14 protein-coding genes are annotated in these 15,356 nt (G+C 59.7%); 4 read left to right on the top strand and 10 right to left on the bottom strand.

Features of this window, described 5'->3' with window-relative positions; translation table 11 throughout:
- Window positions 1–19 precede the first annotated feature (19 nt).
- Window positions 20–1,114 carry a PLP-dependent cysteine synthase family protein gene (locus J7E41_RS17815; protein ID WP_214994726.1) on the bottom strand — a complete coding sequence of 365 codons (1,095 nt, stop codon included), beginning with the start codon at window positions 1,112–1,114 and terminating at the stop codon, window positions 20–22.
- Between the two features lie 216 nt (window positions 1,115–1,330).
- On the opposite strand from J7E41_RS17815, the gene nhaA reads away from it, so the two are divergent.
- From nhaA to J7E41_RS17800, 3 genes are all read left to right on the top strand, one after another.
- Window positions 1,331–2,518: a Na+/H+ antiporter NhaA gene (gene nhaA / locus J7E41_RS17810; protein WP_155581571.1), complete on the top strand. Its 1,188-nt coding sequence runs from the start codon at window positions 1,331–1,333 to the stop codon at window positions 2,516–2,518.
- Window positions 2,519–2,690: 172 nt separating this feature from the next.
- Window positions 2,691–3,890: an S-type pyocin domain-containing protein gene (locus J7E41_RS17805; RefSeq protein ID WP_214994725.1), complete on the top strand. Its 1,200-nt coding sequence runs from the start codon at window positions 2,691–2,693 to the stop codon at window positions 3,888–3,890.
- 14 nt (window positions 3,891–3,904) lie between these two features.
- Window positions 3,905–4,156: a pyocin S6 family toxin immunity protein gene (locus tag J7E41_RS17800; RefSeq protein ID WP_214994723.1), complete on the top strand. Its 252-nt coding sequence runs from the start codon at window positions 3,905–3,907 to the stop codon at window positions 4,154–4,156.
- Window positions 4,157–4,225: 69 nt separating this feature from the next.
- Here the strand turns inward: J7E41_RS17800 and J7E41_RS17795 are convergent, their stop codons facing one another.
- The 6 genes from J7E41_RS17795 to dinG form a co-directional block, all read right to left on the bottom strand.
- Window positions 4,226–4,690 carry a glycine zipper 2TM domain-containing protein gene (locus J7E41_RS17795; RefSeq protein ID WP_133099368.1) on the bottom strand — a complete coding sequence of 155 codons (465 nt, stop codon included), beginning with the start codon at window positions 4,688–4,690 and terminating at the stop codon, window positions 4,226–4,228.
- Window positions 4,691–4,943: 253 nt separating this feature from the next.
- Window positions 4,944–5,591, bottom strand: a complete 648-nt coding sequence (gene pdxH, locus J7E41_RS17790) for a pyridoxamine 5'-phosphate oxidase (RefSeq protein WP_214994721.1) — start codon at window positions 5,589–5,591, stop codon at window positions 4,944–4,946.
- Window positions 5,592–5,618: 27 nt separating this feature from the next.
- Entirely contained in the window at window positions 5,619–6,770 is a 1,152-nt protein-coding gene (locus tag J7E41_RS17785) for an OmpA family protein (RefSeq protein WP_214994720.1), read from the bottom strand.
- A gap of 154 nt (window positions 6,771–6,924) precedes the next feature.
- Window positions 6,925–8,070 (bottom strand): serine hydrolase domain-containing protein, encoded by a 1,146-nt coding sequence (locus tag J7E41_RS17780; protein WP_214994778.1) that lies wholly within the window; start codon window positions 8,068–8,070, stop codon window positions 6,925–6,927.
- Window positions 8,071–8,153: 83 nt separating this feature from the next.
- Entirely contained in the window at window positions 8,154–10,517 is a 2,364-nt protein-coding gene (locus tag J7E41_RS17775) for a beta-galactosidase (protein ID WP_214994719.1), read from the bottom strand.
- 98 nt (window positions 10,518–10,615) lie between these two features.
- A complete protein-coding gene (gene dinG / locus J7E41_RS17770) occupies window positions 10,616–12,760 on the bottom strand; it encodes an ATP-dependent DNA helicase DinG (RefSeq protein ID WP_155581579.1) in 2,145 nt (714 codons plus the stop codon).
- 99 nt (window positions 12,761–12,859) lie between these two features.
- Here dinG and J7E41_RS17765 point away from each other — a divergent pair, with 99 nt between their 5' ends.
- On the top strand, window positions 12,860–13,324 hold the full coding sequence (locus J7E41_RS17765; protein ID WP_214994718.1) for a CopD family protein: 465 nt from the start codon (window positions 12,860–12,862) through the stop codon (window positions 13,322–13,324).
- Between the two features lie 120 nt (window positions 13,325–13,444).
- Here the strand turns inward: J7E41_RS17765 and J7E41_RS17760 are convergent, their stop codons facing one another.
- From J7E41_RS17760 to J7E41_RS17750, 3 genes are all read right to left on the bottom strand, one after another.
- Window positions 13,445–14,203: a collagen-like protein gene (locus J7E41_RS17760; protein ID WP_214994717.1), complete on the bottom strand. Its 759-nt coding sequence runs from the start codon at window positions 14,201–14,203 to the stop codon at window positions 13,445–13,447.
- A complete protein-coding gene (locus tag J7E41_RS17755; RefSeq protein ID WP_214994716.1) occupies window positions 14,196–14,489 on the bottom strand; it encodes a DUF1145 domain-containing protein in 294 nt (97 codons plus the stop codon). The genes J7E41_RS17760 and J7E41_RS17755 overlap by 8 nt, the downstream gene beginning before the upstream one ends.
- A 139-nt stretch (window positions 14,490–14,628) precedes the next feature.
- On the bottom strand, window positions 14,629–15,321 hold the full coding sequence (locus J7E41_RS17750) for an OmpA family protein (RefSeq protein WP_214994715.1): 693 nt from the start codon (window positions 15,319–15,321) through the stop codon (window positions 14,629–14,631).
- Window positions 15,322–15,356: the final 35 nt, after the last annotated feature.

The following is a 15,356-nucleotide window of genomic DNA, read 5'->3' as shown; positions in this document are numbered from 1 at the left end:
TGCCAGCTCCTGCAAAGGTTCAGATATTCGCGCGCAACACGCTGTCCGGCAGCGCTTCTCCTCGCTCCACACTGGCCGCAACAGCCGCCATCAAGCCGTCCAGTTCATACCCCTGCGCCGCCAGCCATACCGGATCGTAATAGGTAGTGGCATAGCGCTCACCGCCATCGCACAAGATCGCCACGATCGACCCACTCTCCCCCGCCAACTTCATCTGCTGCGCCGCCATCAAGGCACCCACCAGGTTGGTCCCGCTGGAACCGCCCACTCGCCGCCCCAGGCGTTGAGCCAGGTAATGCATGGCTGCCAGCGATAACGCGTCCGGCACCTTGACCATGGCATCAATCACCTTGGGCAGGAACGACGCCTCAACCCGTGGCCGGCCAATGCCTTCGATCCGCGAACCGCAGTCCAGGCGCAGCGTGGCGTCCCCGGTCAAGTAATAGTCAAAGAACACCGAGCGCTCGGCATCCGCACACAGCACACGGGTGCAATGCTGGCGATAACGCACATACCGCCCCAGGGTTGCCGTTGTGCCCCCGGTACCCGGGCTGGAAATCAGCCAGCTCGGCTCCGGATACCGTTCAAAGCGCAGCTGCTGGAAGATCGACTCGGCAATATTGTTGTTTGCCCGCCAGTCGGTGGCGCGTTCGGCGTAGGTGAACTGGTCCATGAAGTGACCACCGCTTTCCCGGGCCAGGCGTTCGGACTCGGCGTAAATCTGCGTCGGATCCTGTACCAGATGGCTCTTGCCACCGTAAAAGGCGATCTGGGCAATCTTTTCCTGGGACGTGGTTGCCGGCATCACCGCAATAAACGGCAGGCCCAGCAGACGCGCGAAGTACGCCTCGGAAATCGCCGTGGAACCGCTGGATGCCTCGATCACCGGCGCGCCGGGTTTGAGCCAACCATTACACAACGCATAGAGAAATAACGAACGGGCCAACCGATGTTTGAGGCTGCCAGTGGGGTGACTCGACTCATCCTTGAAGTACAATTCGATACCCGGTAAACCCGGCAACGGCAAGGGGATCAGGTGAGTGTCGGCGCTGCGCTGGAAGTCCGCTTCAATAATGCGAATGGCTTCGCGGGCCCAAGGTCGGTTGTCGCTCATGGTTGGCTTCTCTAAGGTTTTCAATCTCGATCTTAGGATGTTTCCTACACTTCACACAGATACAGTCCAGACTCAATTGGACACACAATTGCTGGACTCTGGCGCAATACCCACTCTACCCTCTTCTTATAACAAAAAAGAATATAACTTTTGTTTTAACAACTAACGGTACGGGTTAGGGTACCCACCTATTGAACCTTGATTGGAGAGCATCCCTTGCCTCTGCGTAGCACTGTCACCCGTTTCTTCCAGCTGGAAGCCGCCAGCGGTCTGTTATTGATCGCCGCCGCCGCGCTGGCCCTGATCATCAATAATTCGCCGTTGTCGCACCTCTATGCCGGTTTCCTTGATGTGCCAGTAGTAGCACAGATTGGCGCACTGAAAATCGCCAAGCCAGCGCTGTTGTGGATCAACGATGGCCTGATGGCCCTGTTTTTCCTGCTGATCGGCCTGGAGGTCAAGCGCGAGTTGCTCGACGGCCACCTGTCCAAGCCTTCGCAGATTGTACTGCCGGGCGCAGCCGCTATCGGTGGCATGGTCGTTCCGGCGCTGATCTACTGGGCGCTGAACAAGGACAACCCGGCGGCGCTCGGTGGCTGGGCGATCCCCATGGCCACCGATATCGCCTTCGCCCTGGGCGTTCTTGCCCTGCTGGGCAAGCGGGTACCGGTGTCGCTGAAACTGTTTCTGATGACCCTGGCCATCATTGACGACCTCGGTGCAATTATCGTCATCGCGATTTTCTATTCCAGTGACCTGTCCGGGGCCTCCTTGGCTGGCGCGGGGGCCTGCCTGATCGCCTTGATTGCGATGAATCGGCTGGGGGTAGTCAAACTCGGCCCCTATATGATCATCGGCCTGATCCTGTGGGTGTGTGTACTCAAGAGCGGCGTTCACGCCACGCTGGCGGGTGTCACCCTGGCGTTCTGCATTCCGTTGCGCACCAAAAATGCTGAACCCTCGCCGCTGCTGAACCTGGAGCACGCCCTGCACCCCTGGGTAGCCTATGGCATCCTGCCGTTGTTCGCCTTCGCCAACGCCGGTGTGTCGCTGGCCGGGGTCAACCTGGAAAGCTTCACCCACCATGTGCCGATGGGCATTGCTGCCGGCTTGCTGGTGGGCAAGACCGTCGGTGTCTTCGGCCTGACCTGGCTCGCCGTGAAAGCCGGCCTCGCGGCCCTGCCCAGCGGCGCCAACTGGGGCCAGGTGCTGGGGGTCGCGATCCTGTGTGGCATCGGCTTCACCATGAGCCTGTTTGTCGGCTCTCTGGCGTTCATACCGGGCAGCAGTGAATACGCCGGCATGGACCGCATGGGGATTCTTACCGGTTCCATCCTGGCGGCGCTGATTGGTTATGCGGTGACCGCAATGGCGAGTCGCAAGCAAGCAGTGGTTCAGCCTTAACCTCTGCCGCGGTTCCGGTGTGGGCGCACTTGCGTTCACACCGGAGTACTTACCCTTTTCAGCCAGTTCACCACCTCCTCGCAGAACCCTCCTACATCCCTCTCCCTGCGCTTCCAATAACGTCGTGCTCCCGGCATTGAGCCGGGCTTCGTTATGACGCCAGGAGGGCGCGATGGCAAACAACAAGGATGTACCCCAAGTCTGGCGATCCTACGGAACCGGAGCCGGAGGCTATCGACGCCTTGAGCACATGAACGCGCGCGAACTGGCGGACAGTGAGGCCCGGCAAAACGCATATGACGCCATGCTTGCCCGCCAGGAGGCTTACGAGACTCGCACCAAGGTTGAACGACAACCCACCCTGCCACCCATTGTGGGTTGCGTATTCGCCAAGTCCTGCAACTTGCCGAGCGCGATCATCAACTACAGCAACCCCTCTGGTTTCATACCCTCAGACCGTTTGGCGGACTACGGCGAGCATGTCCTGCTTGGCGGCCGCGAGACGGATGACGCAGGGCTACTGCACCTCAAGAAAATAAGTGGCAGCGCACTGCCAGTCGGTCTGGGAACACTCGCCCTGAGCGGTTCCAGCATCACCTCCGCTGCCGGAGCTGCCGCAGGTGCTGTCGCGACCGGGTTGATGGTGGGCCTGGCAGCGCTGATCTGGCCTTCAAACCTCGGTGACGGTGCTCTTTATAGCGATGAACAACTTCGCGCCCTGCCCCGGGCCCGCACACGGGTTCGCCTGCATATCGAGCAACAGGCCAGCGGCAGCCTCAAAGGCTACGCGTTCTACACCGGGAAAAACCCCGACTGGGAAATGGTCGATGTCGTGCAGTTTGGCCTGCGTGGCTCGCAATACGTGGCCGACCTGGGCGACGGGGTCGAACTGATCTGGACACCCGCGCTTGATCCTGCTGACACCCTCGGCATACCGGCGCTGGAGTCTGCGCCGCAGTCTCCCCATATCTGGGTGTATCCGCCGACTGAGGCTGCCGCCAACATCATCGTCGACCCAATCTACCCGCCGGAGTACCGGGATTTCATTCTGGTGTTTCCGGCGGACTCCGGGGTTAGACCGCTGTACGTGGTGGTAAGTGTTCGACCGGGAGATCATAAGTACTACGGCGCCCCCGCAACACTCCCAGTCTTCCCTGATGCATTACCCGTCAAATCTAAAACCTCTGTTCGGGGTGGAGGCAAAAGAAGGGCAAGGTGGGTTGATAAAAAAGGGAGAATTTACGAATGGGACTACGAAAGTAACGCAGTAGAAAAGTTCGACAGGTTTGCGGTTCACCTTGGCGAGTTCAACCATATAACCGGTGAACAAACCAAAGAAGCAAAGCCGGGAAGAACCACCACACGTCAATAATGAGAGCAACCCCCATGGTGTACCTATCAATTACTGGTTTTTACCCTGACGAGAAAAAAGACGATTCGCTGCAATTCAAATTTGATATTGAAGGGGACCAGCTTAACCAAGCCGCAGCACAACTCACAGAATCAAAACCCCTTGAGGAACTGGAGCCAGGAGAGTTGGAGCTTACAAAACATCAGGTCTCACAGTTAGCGACTCTGCTCAATATCAGCCTTCGCGGCGATCTGGAATACTTCATCGGAACACGCGCACGAGAATGAAAAACCGCACCAACAAAAAACCCCAACCCGTCACCCGGTTGGGGTTTTCTTTTCCCGCTGCATTGACCCTTAACGAGTAACGCGGCTGGTCCCATCAACGGTCATGATGCGAACACGATCACCGATGCGGAAGATTTCATTTTCCTGAACGGCTTGAACGTAGGCGCGCATGCTGCCGTCGTCTTCGCGAACAGTGATTTCAACGCCTTGGGTGCGGGTCAGGCCTTCTTCGGTGGCCGAACCCAGCAGGCCGCCGGCTACGGCGCCGATGACTGCGGTGACGATGCTGCCACGACCGCCGCCGATGGCGCTGCCGCCAACACCACCGATGACCGCGCCAGCAGCGCCGCCAATTGGGGTCTTGGTGCCTTCGATTTTCACCGGACGCAGGGATTCGATGGTGCCCATGCGCACGGTCTGTACACGACGCGCTTCGTCACGGGAATAGGAGTCGCCCGTCAGACTCGAGGCGCAGCCACCCAGCAGCAACGACATGGTGGTAAAGCAGGCAACCAGTAAAACAGACTTACGCATAGCATCAACTCCAAAGGACAAGTATTCATTAAACTCCGCAGCTTGACGCCTGTCACGGCATGCCCGGCATAAAATTGCTTTCATTCAGCCCTAGTACAGACTAGCAGTACCACAAAACTCGACGAACGGTAGCACGTTGCACCGCCCGAAGGGTGAGGAAGGTCAAGTTGGGGGATTTACCACGAGGGCTGCAGGACGCAGCGCATGATTACGAAGTCCCGTAGCCATTGCGGCCACGGGCGATCAACAAGTATTACGGTGCCAACCGCTCACGGGTCCAGTCGGCACCCTGCAAGCGGTAGTTCAGCCGGTCATGCAGACGGCTTGCACGGCCCTGCCAAAACTCGATGCGCTCCGGCAGCAGGCGATAACCGCCCCAATGTTCGGGACAGTCAGGCTGGGTGTCACTGAAACGCTGCTCGGTGGCCTTGAGCAAGTCTTGCAACTCCTCGCGGTCCTTGATTATCCGGCTCTGGGGGGAAGCCCAAGCGCCCAGGCGGCTGCCCAGAGGGCGGACCTGATAGTAAGCGTCCGATTCCTGCGGCGTAACCTTGACTACCCGCCCCTCGATCCGCACTTGGCGCTCCAGGGTTGGCCAGAAGAAGGTCATGGCAGCAAAGGGCCGAGCGGCGAGTTGTTCGCCCTTGGCACTCTGATAATTGGTGAAGAAGGTAAAGCCCTGTGCATCCAGCCCCTTGAGCAGCAGGATCCGGCAGTGCGGGCGACCGTCCTGGTCGACCGTGGCCAGGGTCATGGCATTGGCCTCCACCGGTGGCTGCTCGGTTTTCACCGCATCGCTGAACCACTGGTGGAACAAGGCAAACGGTTCGTCCGGGGCCTGCGCCTCGCTCAAACCGTCCCGTGTGTAGTCACGGCGCATATCGGCCAGTGCCTGGGTCATGCGGCTTTATCCTTCTTGCTCAGCGGATCAGTTTTTTGCCTGGTCGTTCGACGCCGCTGGCGCAGCAGCTTTGGCCGGTGCTGGCTTTTTCGCGGCTGCTTTGGCTGGGGCTTTTTTAGCCGCAGTCTTGGCGGCAGGCTTGGCAGCAGCTTTCTTGGCCGGGGCCTTTTTCGCAGAGGTAGCTTTTTTCGCCGCTGGAGCAACAGGTGCCGGAACGTCCTGCACAGCCACCATTTCAGCCTTCGGCGGGTTCGCCGAGTTGTACTTGCTGAGCAAGGCCAACATGGTGGTGCGCTGGGTGAACATGATCTCCATACGACGGTTCAAGGCGCGGCCCTGGGTGCTGTCGTTGGCGGCACGTGGCATCAGGTCACCCATGCCACGCAGCATCAGACGATCCTGTTTCAAGCCGCTGAGGCTGAAAATCGAAGCAATGGATTGCGCACGCTCTTTGGTCAGGGCCTGGCTCTGAGGGCCGGTACCCGTGCCATCAACGTGGCCCAGAACCAAAACAGCGGTCTTCGGATCGCTTTCAACCGCCTTGGCTACGCGGGTGAAAGGACCGAGGGTTACCGGCAGCAACATGGCTGGACGCTTCGGGTTGTAGGAACCATCAACCGGGGCAATCACCACCAGCACGTTGTCGCGACGTTCAAGTACCAGGTTGGTGCCCTTGATGGCCGTGCGCAAACGCGGCTCATAGTCGTCCAGCCAGGCCTGGGTGATTTTCGGGTCCGGCATCGGGACGTTGGTCACGTCTACCTTGGACAACGGCTTTGGCTTGCTTTCGAACGGCCACCACCAGTGAGGCTCGGCATCGGTCTTGGCAACCGGTGCAGCAGTCGATGCAGGCGTTGCAGCAGCGAGATCGGCTTTCAGGTCAGCTTTGGCATCGGCAGCCTTTTCATCGGCGCTTTTGGCGGAGAAAGGCCACCAGCTATAGCCGGTATCTGCCTTGGCAACCGACGCAGCGTCGGGTTTTACAGGCGCATCAGCCTTGGCTGTAACGCTGGGTTTGGCATCCGGCTTAGCACCGGCTACGGCTGAGTCGTCCTTGGAAGCTGTCTTGTCGGAACCGAATGACCACCAAGGCCCACCTTCCGCATCATTCTGCGGAGTTTGTGCGCAACCGGTAATAGTGAGGCAGAGCGCCAATGCCAAGGACTTGTTCGATAACATGAGATTTCCACAAAATGAGAAAAAACCAAGGGTCTAGATGACCCGTTAAACAGACGCTTCTAGAACATTAAAGTTACAGCATTTCGTCCGGCGTCTTTTTGAGCAACGCTTTATAGACGCCTTTGTAACAAAAAATCACGCAACAGCAAGCTATTTACAGACAACCGGCCAATATTCTTACTAACTTTTGCGCTCTCGGGTCCATCAATACATAAGGTCCCAGGGTATTAGTCACAAAACCGAAGGCTACATCATATTCCGGATCCGCAAAGCCCACTGAGCCGCCCGCCCCCGGATGCCCGAAAGCCCGCGGGCCAAGGCCGAAAGTTGCATTCGGCACCTGGGATTGATCCAACATGCAGCCCAGGCCAAATCGTGTTTGAGTCAATAAGGTTTTATCCGGGCCAATACTGTGTTCGCGGGTCAACTCTTCGAGCATATCCGCCTCCAGCAAACTACCGTCCAGTAACCCGCTATAAAAGCCCGCCAGGCTACGGGCATTACCGTGACCATTTGCCGCCGGCTGCTGCATGCGCCGCCATTCAGGTTTATTAGTGCTGGTGAGAATAGACGGTGGATTGGTAAATGCACGCGTAGTCATGGCCATGGGTTCGCGCATTGTTACTTGCAATAAACGCTGCGCCGCCTCATCACCCATATTGCCCTTGCCCCGGGCAATATGCGCGACTCTGTAAAATTCTTCATCGGCCAACCCGACATGAAAGTCCAGGCCCAGTGGCCGTGCAACCCTGGCCACGATGGACTCTCCCGGCCCGCGACCATCGGCCCGGCGCAACAGCTCTCCCACCAGCCAGCCGTAGGTAATCGCGGCATAACCATGGCCTTCGCCCAACTTCCACCACGGGGCTTCAGCAGCCAGTGCATCAACCATCATTTGCCAGTCGTACAGGGCTTCGGCAGGGAGCGTCTCACGCAGCGCCGGCAACCCGGCCTGATGGCAGAGCAGATGGCGCAGGGTGATGGATTCCTTGCCCGCCGCGGCGAATTCCGGCCAATACCTGGCCACTGGCGCGTCGAGTTGCAACTTGCCCTCGGCCACCAGTTGCAGGGCGGTGACGGCGGTAAAGGTCTTGGTGCAGGAGAACAGGTTGGCAATGGTGTCGCTGTGCCAGGCCTCACTGCCATCCTTGTCCGCAGTACCCGCCCAAAGATCAACGACAGTCTCACCGCCGATCTGGATACACAACGCGGCGCCACGCTCCTGAGGGTCATCGAACAGCGCGGCAAAGGCTTCACGCACCGCTTCGAACTTAAGCTCGTAATGACCCTGAATCTGCACCGAAGCCCCCTGGAAAAAGTACCGCATAAAGTGGTCGACATTGTTCCAGCGATTGGGGGATTTGGAAACCCGTTACCGATGAATCAATGACCATTTCCCGAATGCCCGCCAGCATGACCAGCCCCCTGCCCGGCGCCTTTACCTTCATGGCCGGGCTTGCCGCCGTCACCGGCGTGGGCTGCATTGGCCGCCTTGGCTTTTTGGGCTTCCTTGCCCAACTGATCGACCGCTGCCAGGTTGCTTTTGCGCACGCTGTCGACAAAGCCCTGGAACGGCACATCGGTGATGCCCACCAAACCAAAGTGACCGTTTTCACCGTCCAACAGCCGGCCGGTGACAGGCTGGTCAAGGTACTGAAACCAGTGCACGCCAACAATCGACGGCTCGGCCATCGCCTGCTTGAGGAAATTGGCATACGCCGGGCCACGGTCTTCTTCCCGGGCCAGTTGGGTCACGCCGCCCCAGAACGGGCCACGATCGTTCGAGCCGAAGTTGACTTCGGTGATCAGCACGGGTTTGTCCAGCGCGCGCAAGGCTGCAAAGTCATAACCGTCCTGGGGTTTGAGGGTGTACATATTGAAGCTCAGCACATCGCAATACTGCGCACAGGACGCTACGGCTTCCGGTGTGCTCACGGCATAGCGGCCACCCAGCAACAGCTGATTGGGTGCATGCCATTTCAGCGCGTCGGAGATGGTCTTGAAATAAGCATCGGCGAAGGTCTTCTGGAAGTATTTGAAGTCCGCTTCGATTTCCGGGTGTTCAGGACTTGGCATCGGCGGCACAAAACCCGGGTCTTCCATCAGTTCCCAGGCCGGCAGGTCAATGCCCCAGGCCCGCGACAAGCCTGCCTGGTTGCGATACTTGTCCCGCAGTTGCTTGAGAAAGGCCCGCTTGGCCGGTACGTCGGTGGTCATGCGCAAGGTGCCATAGGCCAGGGCGTAACGAGATTTCGCGTCGTCTCCCGGACCGGCCCAGGCCAGTTCGTTATCGGCAAAAAAGCCGATCAACCACGGATCATCACGATGGTCACGGGCAGCAATCGCCACCGCACGCTCGGTAGCCATCGCAAAGCGCGGATCGAAGGGATCAGGCATTCCGCCCCACCAATCGGTACCGGTGCTGATGCTGGCGTAATCGCCGACGATCGACAACGGCAAGGTGTACGGCACACGGTCAGCGGTTGCCAGCTCAGGAGCACTCCAGTTGCCGACGGTGTTGAATCCCCAGGCTTGCAGGCGGTCCAGAGTGTGGCTGACCCAACGTTTCTGGTCGAAACTTTCTGACGTGCAAGGCACAGCCGGCTCGGCTTTCGCGTCATCAGCCTTGTGTACATCGGGCACGCAGGGCTGGCCGTAGGTGCGCTGCAGGTTGGCGCCATAGAAGTCGTACCAACGGCCGGTGTTGAAGCCACGCCCTTGATCGGCGCCGTTGCCGCTACGGTTGTCGCCACTGCCGTAATACTTGTCGAACGGCTCACCAGCCTTGGGCAGTGCGGCAAACATCCATTCGCGCCCTGCCACATACGTCTGGTTGTTATCCGGGGCGACGGTGTTGACCCCCAGGGAATAGAACGGATGACCTTGCGGAGTCACCAGGTACCAGCGACCTTCGCGCTTCTCAGTGCGAAAAAAGCCGCTGGCGTCGAAGGCCGGGCCTTTGTTCCAACCGCCAAACTTGTCCAGGGACGAACGGTCACGCTCAGCGAGCCAGCCCTTGAGTTGTTGCTGTTCCTTGGTCGCAGCGGCTTTCAACTGCTCATCGCTGCTGACTTTCTCAGGCCACTTGCCACGATTGGACTGCCCGTAGGCATCGACCAAGTCGCTGTAGACGGCCTTGAGCACCGGCTCGCTGTCCTGCACCCCGAAGCGTTCCAACAGAATGCTTTGGGCCACGTTGGGCTGGATCATCGATAGCGTCACCGACACTATCTGGCTGCGGTCGACTTCCCCTGCACTGCTGGCCAACAACACACGCTGGCCCTCCACCGTCATCGGCATCAGCGGACCCGCCTTCATACCCTGACTCAGGGGAGAGTTGGCTTGCAGCGGGATCAGCAGGGTCTGCGCCGGGCCGGCCGGTAAGTCGATGCGGCTGACCAGGGTCTTGCCGTCATTGCTCTGGACCTTGACGTACAGGGTCAGCGCCCAATCCATCGCACTCTGGATACGCAAGCTCATCGCGCTGGACTGGGACCAATCCCAGGCGCCCGTCTGCGGGCTGAGTACCAGGCTCGGCTCTGCCGCCGGGTTGAACGTGATACGGCGCAACACTTCACCTTCCGGGGTTTGTTCGGCGTTGTATTGCGGCAGGCTGGCGTCCTGGGTCGCCACTTTGACCACGTCGGCGGGCCGGACAAAGTTGAACAGCGTTTGCTGTCCGGCAGGCGCCGCCAGCAACGGCGCGGCGAACAATAAGGCAAAAAGAGCGGGCAGCGTGCGAATCATACGAACAAGGTTCTCCCAAACGGCCGATGAATGGCCTGATGACATAAATCAATAACGGTGAGATAGACCACGAAGTGGGCGATTTCGCCCACGATGGCTCAAGATATTTCGCGGCGGAACGGCGGCAACGCGTTAAGGATAGCTTTGCCGTAACGTTGGGTGACCAAGCGGCGGTCAAGCAAGGTGATGGTGCCGCGATCCTGTTCGGTACGCAGCAGGCGACCACAGGCCTGGACCAGTTTCAAGGACGCGTCCGGCACCGAGATTTCCATGAACGGGTTACCGCCCCGGGCTTCGATCCACTCGGCCAATGCCGCTTCAACGGGATCATCCGGCACCGAGAACGGGATCTTGGCGATCACCACGTGTTCGCAGTAGGCACCGGGCAAGTCCACGCCCTCGGCGAAACTCGCCAGGCCGAACAATACGCTGGAGTCACCGCCATCAACCCGCGCCTTGTGCTTGTTCAGGGTTTCCTGTTTCGACAGGTTACCCTGGATAAACACCTGTTTACGCCAGTCGCGGTCCAGGCCGTCGAATACGTCCTGCATCTGCTTGCGGGACGAGAACAGCACCAGGGTACCTTTGGAACCTTCCACCAAAGACGGCAGGTCACGGATGATCGCCGCCGTGTGGGCCGGCGCATCCCGTGGGTCGGCCTTGAGGTCGGGTACCCGCAGCACGCCGGCATCGGCGTGATGGAACGGACTCGGCACCACTGCAGTGACGGCCGTTTTTGGCAGGCCGGCGCGCATACGAAATCGATCGAAGGTGCCCAGGGCCGTCAGCGTTGCCGAGGTAACCAAGGCACCATAGGCCACGTTCCACAGGTTGCGCCGCAGCATTTCCGCCGCGAGGATCGGGCTGGCGTTGACCTCGATATCGAACAGCGCACCGCTTTCCGACAGCGTCAGCCAGCGGGCCATGGGCGGGTTGTCTTCCGGGTCTTCGGCGGTGAACGCTGTCCACAGCTCCCAGTTGCCCTGGGAGCGGGACAACAGGCTGCCAAACAGCGGGTACCACTCTTCGGCCTGGTTGCTGGCGATGCCGATGTTAACCTCGCCATCCATGCCTTCCTTGAGCAGATCAGTCAGGCGGGTGAACAGGTCGGTCAGGCGGGAGAAGCCCTTCTTCAACTCAATGCCCATTTCCCGCATATGCTCGGGAATCATCCCGCCGACAAAACGGTGGCGCGGGCGCTCGCGGCCTTCCACATCTTCGCCGGGCTTGAAGTCCGCTACCTGCTCACAGGCGCTGAACATGAACTGTTGTTGGGTCTTGATCTCTCGCGCCAGCTCCGGAACCTGCTCGATGAACTTACCGAGATCGCCGGGCAATGGGTGCTGGGCCAGCAACTTGGTGAGGTTCTTGGCGGTGGTTTCCAGCCAGTCGGCAGTGGAACGCAGCCGAGTGTAGTGGGCGAAGTGGCCGATGGCCTTGTCCGGCAGGTGGTGACCTTCGTCGAACACGTAGAGCGTGTCACGCGGGTCCGGCAGCACGGCGCCGCCGCCCAGGGCCAGGTCGGCGAGGACCATGTCATGGTTGGTGACGATAACGTCGACCTTGCCCATGCCTTCCCGGGCCTTGTAGAAGGCGCACTGGCCGAAATTGGGGCAGTGGCGGTTGGTGCATTGGCTATGGTCGGTGGTCAGGCGAGCCCAGTCGGAATCTTCCAGCGCATTGGGCCAGCTGTCGCGGTCGCCGTCCCACTTATTACCGGCCAGCTTCTCGATCATGCTGGTAAACAGCTTCTGACTGGCCTCATCGACCTCGATCTTGAAGCCTTCTTCTTCGAACAACGACGCAGTGGCAGTTTGCGCATGGCCTTCCTGCAACAGCACGTCGAGCTTGGACAGGCACATATACCGGCCACGGCCCTTGGCCAGGGCGAAGGTAAAGTTCAGGCCGCTGTTGCGCATCAAGTCCGGCAGGTCTTTGTAGACGATCTGTTCCTGCAGGGCCACGGTAGCCGTGGCAATCACCAGGCGCTTGCCTGCGGCCTTGGCGGTGGGGATCGCGGCCAGGCTGTAGGCCACGGTTTTCCCGGTACCGGTGCCGGCTTCGACAGCCACCACCGCAGGGTCGCCACTGCGCCGGCCTTCGTCGTCGGTGTCGATATCTCCGAGGACCTTGGCGACTTCAGCGATCATCAGGCGCTGGCCGTACCGCGGTTTCAAGCTCTTGGCTTCGAGAAAACGCGTGTAGGCGCCCTGGATCGTGGTTTTGAGTTCAGTGCTGATCATGGATAGTCGGGCGCAAAAAACGCTGGATAAATTTTCAGTGGTTCGGATCGGCCGCTATCATACCCCGCTAATTAATCCCGCGCAGAACGGAGTACCCCAATGACCGTCTTTAGCCTCGCTTACACCCTGCATGTACTGGCCGCCCTGATCTGGGTCGGCGGTATGTTTTTCGCCTGGATGATCCTGCGCCCGGCCGCCATGGCCGCGCTTGAGGGCCCTGCACGGCTGAAACTGTGGGTGAATGTGTTTCAACGTTTTTTCGTGTGGGTCTGGGTGGCGGTGCTGGTATTGCCGATCAGCGGTGTCGGCCTGCTGCAATTGCGCTTCAACGGGTTTGAGACCGCGCCGCGTTATGTGCAGATCATGATGGGCTTGTATGTGGTGATGACGGCGCTGTTTATCCGCATCCAGGCGCTGAAGCTGCCGGAACTGCGCACGGCGGTGGCGGCTGAGGATTGGCCGGCAGGTGCTGCTGCCCTGGGGCAAATTCGCAAGTTGGTGGGGATCAATCTGATTGTCGGGTTGGTGCTGGTGGCCGTGGCGTCGGCACGGCCGATGTTCTGAAGCGCCCCATACACCGCCTTCGCGAGCAAGCCCGCTCCCACATTTCGACCGCATTCCTTCAGGATGTACACGGTCAAGTGTGGGAGCGGGCCTGCTCGCGAAGGCGTCAGATCATTCGATTCAGAGGCGCTGAACGGTCACAGAACCCGCAGGCCCCGCCACACCCGGCTGCCCTTCAAGCCCCGGCCGGCCTTTCTCGCCGCCATCGGCGCGATACACCAGGCAACCCTTGGACTGCCCACCCTTTCCAGGCTTGCCCGCGGTACCCGCCAAACCACCGGCGCCACCATCCACCCAAACCTTGATCTGCTCGCTCGGATAATCCTGAGGCAATTCGACCCGTACCTGCGCGCCCGCAGCACCTGCCAACCCGTCACCTCCGTTGTCACCATTGGCACCGCGCCCGGCCGAGCCCCAGGTACAACCCGGGTCTTCACCATTGGCACCGTCAAGGCCGGAATAACCTTGGGCTCCGGCGCCACCCCGGGCGTCCACCGACAGTTCATCGGCGCTCAAGGATTGGATACGCAAGGTCAGGTCACGTCCCGGCTTGGCCGGTTTCTCATGGGTCCCGGGGGCGCCGCGAGAGGTGATCTGGCTGCCATGCTCCAGTTGCGCGTGGCGCACCTGCAGTTGCAGGCCGGTGCTGCTGGGCACGATGGCGATCCGGGCTTCGCGGCCCAGGTGCAATTCGTCGACATTGACCTGGGTGACCGTGGAAGGAATCAGCAAAGTGCCGTAATCAGCCACGTCCAGCCGCTCCAGCTGCAACACACTGCTGCTGTTGGGCAGGCGCATCAACGAGTTGGTCTCGACGCTGACGCTCTGGGCAATGGCTACAGGGCTAACCAGCAGGGCCAATAGAAAAACCTTACGCATGATTGGCCTCCTCATTTACATCAGCAACGGGTACGGGCGCCGGAAGGCTCTGCAAATGGAACATACCCACCAGCAAAATCTGCAAACGGTCACGCCAGGGATGGGCACGGTTTTTCACGCTGCCGTTGAATAACAGCAACTCCAACAGATGGGTCACAAGCAAAAGACTGCCGGCCAGGTTGACCAACAGATGAAACGGATTGATCAACGGTTTGAACAAGTTGATCACCACTACAACCCAGAACAACAACGTCAGGAACTTCCCCAACCCCCAAAACACCTTCATCCCGCACGCTCCCCTTGCACATTATTCTTTGGGCGCACAGTAACGACTTCTACAGGCGATTTGCCAGTGAAGGATAAAAAAACTTGAGGGCGAGTGGACCAGCAAAGCCCCTGTGGAGCCCACAGGGGCGATGGATCTGTCAGCGGTTGATCTGAACCTCAACCCGACGATTGAGGGCGCGGCCTTCTGCAGTTTTGTTGTCTGCCACCGGATGGCTTTCACCCGCCCCGGTTACCGAGACGAAGCTGCTGTGGGGTACGCCGGAACTGACCAGATAATCGGTCACCGAATGGGCGCGTTTTTCCGAGAGTTTTTGGTTGTAGGCGTCTTTGCCGACGCTGTCGGTATGGCCGCTGACGCGCAGTTGCGCGCTCGGGGCTTCTTTTTTCAGACGAGTGGCGATGATGTCGAGTTTGGTTTTATCCGCCGCCGTGAGCTTGGCCGAGTCGAACTGGAAGTGAACATCGCGAATCACGATGGTTTCTTCCGTGACCACCACCACTTCCTCGACCACCGCTACAGGTGCCGGTGGGCAGCCATTGGCATCAACCTGCACGCCTTTGGGGGTGCCCGGGCACTTGTCGCGGCTGTCTGGCACGCCATCGCCGTCTTCGTCACCGTCGCCATGGACCCAGCACCAGGCGCCGGCCATACCGCCAATCAACAGCGCGCCACCGCCCGCCCATGACGAACTTTCGGTCGCGCCGAGGGCGGCGCCGGTCACCCCGCCAAGGGCAGCGCAGGTGGGCCAGTCGGTTTTCTGCAAGCCTGCGCAACCTGTCAATACTCCGGTTAGCAGAACCAAGGGTAGAGCTGTCCGCATGATGCTCATTTGATTTCTCCTGAGGGGATCGGCCGGGAGCCGAT

This window comes from Pseudomonas fluorescens (assembly GCF_018614655.1).
GTDB classification, from domain to species: domain Bacteria; phylum Pseudomonadota; class Gammaproteobacteria; order Pseudomonadales; family Pseudomonadaceae; genus Aquipseudomonas; species Aquipseudomonas fluorescens_BX.
This window is presented reverse-complemented; position numbering and strand designations above follow the sequence as displayed.

What these genes read in the sequence shown, in the direction of transcription:
- J7E41_RS17760 (WP_214994717.1), bottom strand. Translation starts at nt 14,203, where the DNA reads ATGCGTAAGGTTTTTCTATTGGCCCTGCTGGTTAGCCCTGTAGCCATT.
- J7E41_RS17795 (WP_133099368.1), bottom strand. Translation starts at nt 4,690, where the DNA reads ATGCGTAAGTCTGTTTTACTGGTTGCCTGCTTTACCACCATGTCGTTG.
- dinG (WP_155581579.1), bottom strand. Translation starts at nt 12,760, where the DNA reads ATGATCAGCACTGAACTCAAAACCACGATCCAGGGCGCCTACACGCGT.
- pdxH (WP_214994721.1), bottom strand. Translation starts at nt 5,591, where the DNA reads ATGACCCAGGCACTGGCCGATATGCGCCGTGACTACACACGGGACGGT.
- J7E41_RS17785 (WP_214994720.1), bottom strand. Translation starts at nt 6,770, where the DNA reads ATGTTATCGAACAAGTCCTTGGCATTGGCGCTCTGCCTCACTATTACC.
- J7E41_RS17750 (WP_214994715.1), bottom strand. Translation starts at nt 15,321, where the DNA reads ATGAGCATCATGCGGACAGCTCTACCCTTGGTTCTGCTAACCGGAGTA.
- J7E41_RS17755 (WP_214994716.1), bottom strand. Translation starts at nt 14,489, where the DNA reads ATGAAGGTGTTTTGGGGGTTGGGGAAGTTCCTGACGTTGTTGTTCTGG.
- J7E41_RS17805 (WP_214994725.1), top strand. Translation starts at nt 2,691, where the DNA reads ATGGCAAACAACAAGGATGTACCCCAAGTCTGGCGATCCTACGGAACC.
- J7E41_RS17815 (WP_214994726.1), bottom strand. Translation starts at nt 1,114, where the DNA reads ATGAGCGACAACCGACCTTGGGCCCGCGAAGCCATTCGCATTATTGAA.
- J7E41_RS17775 (WP_214994719.1), bottom strand. Translation starts at nt 10,517, where the DNA reads ATGATTCGCACGCTGCCCGCTCTTTTTGCCTTATTGTTCGCCGCGCCG.
- J7E41_RS17800 (WP_214994723.1), top strand. Translation starts at nt 3,905, where the DNA reads ATGGTGTACCTATCAATTACTGGTTTTTACCCTGACGAGAAAAAAGAC.
- J7E41_RS17765 (WP_214994718.1), top strand. Translation starts at nt 12,860, where the DNA reads ATGACCGTCTTTAGCCTCGCTTACACCCTGCATGTACTGGCCGCCCTG.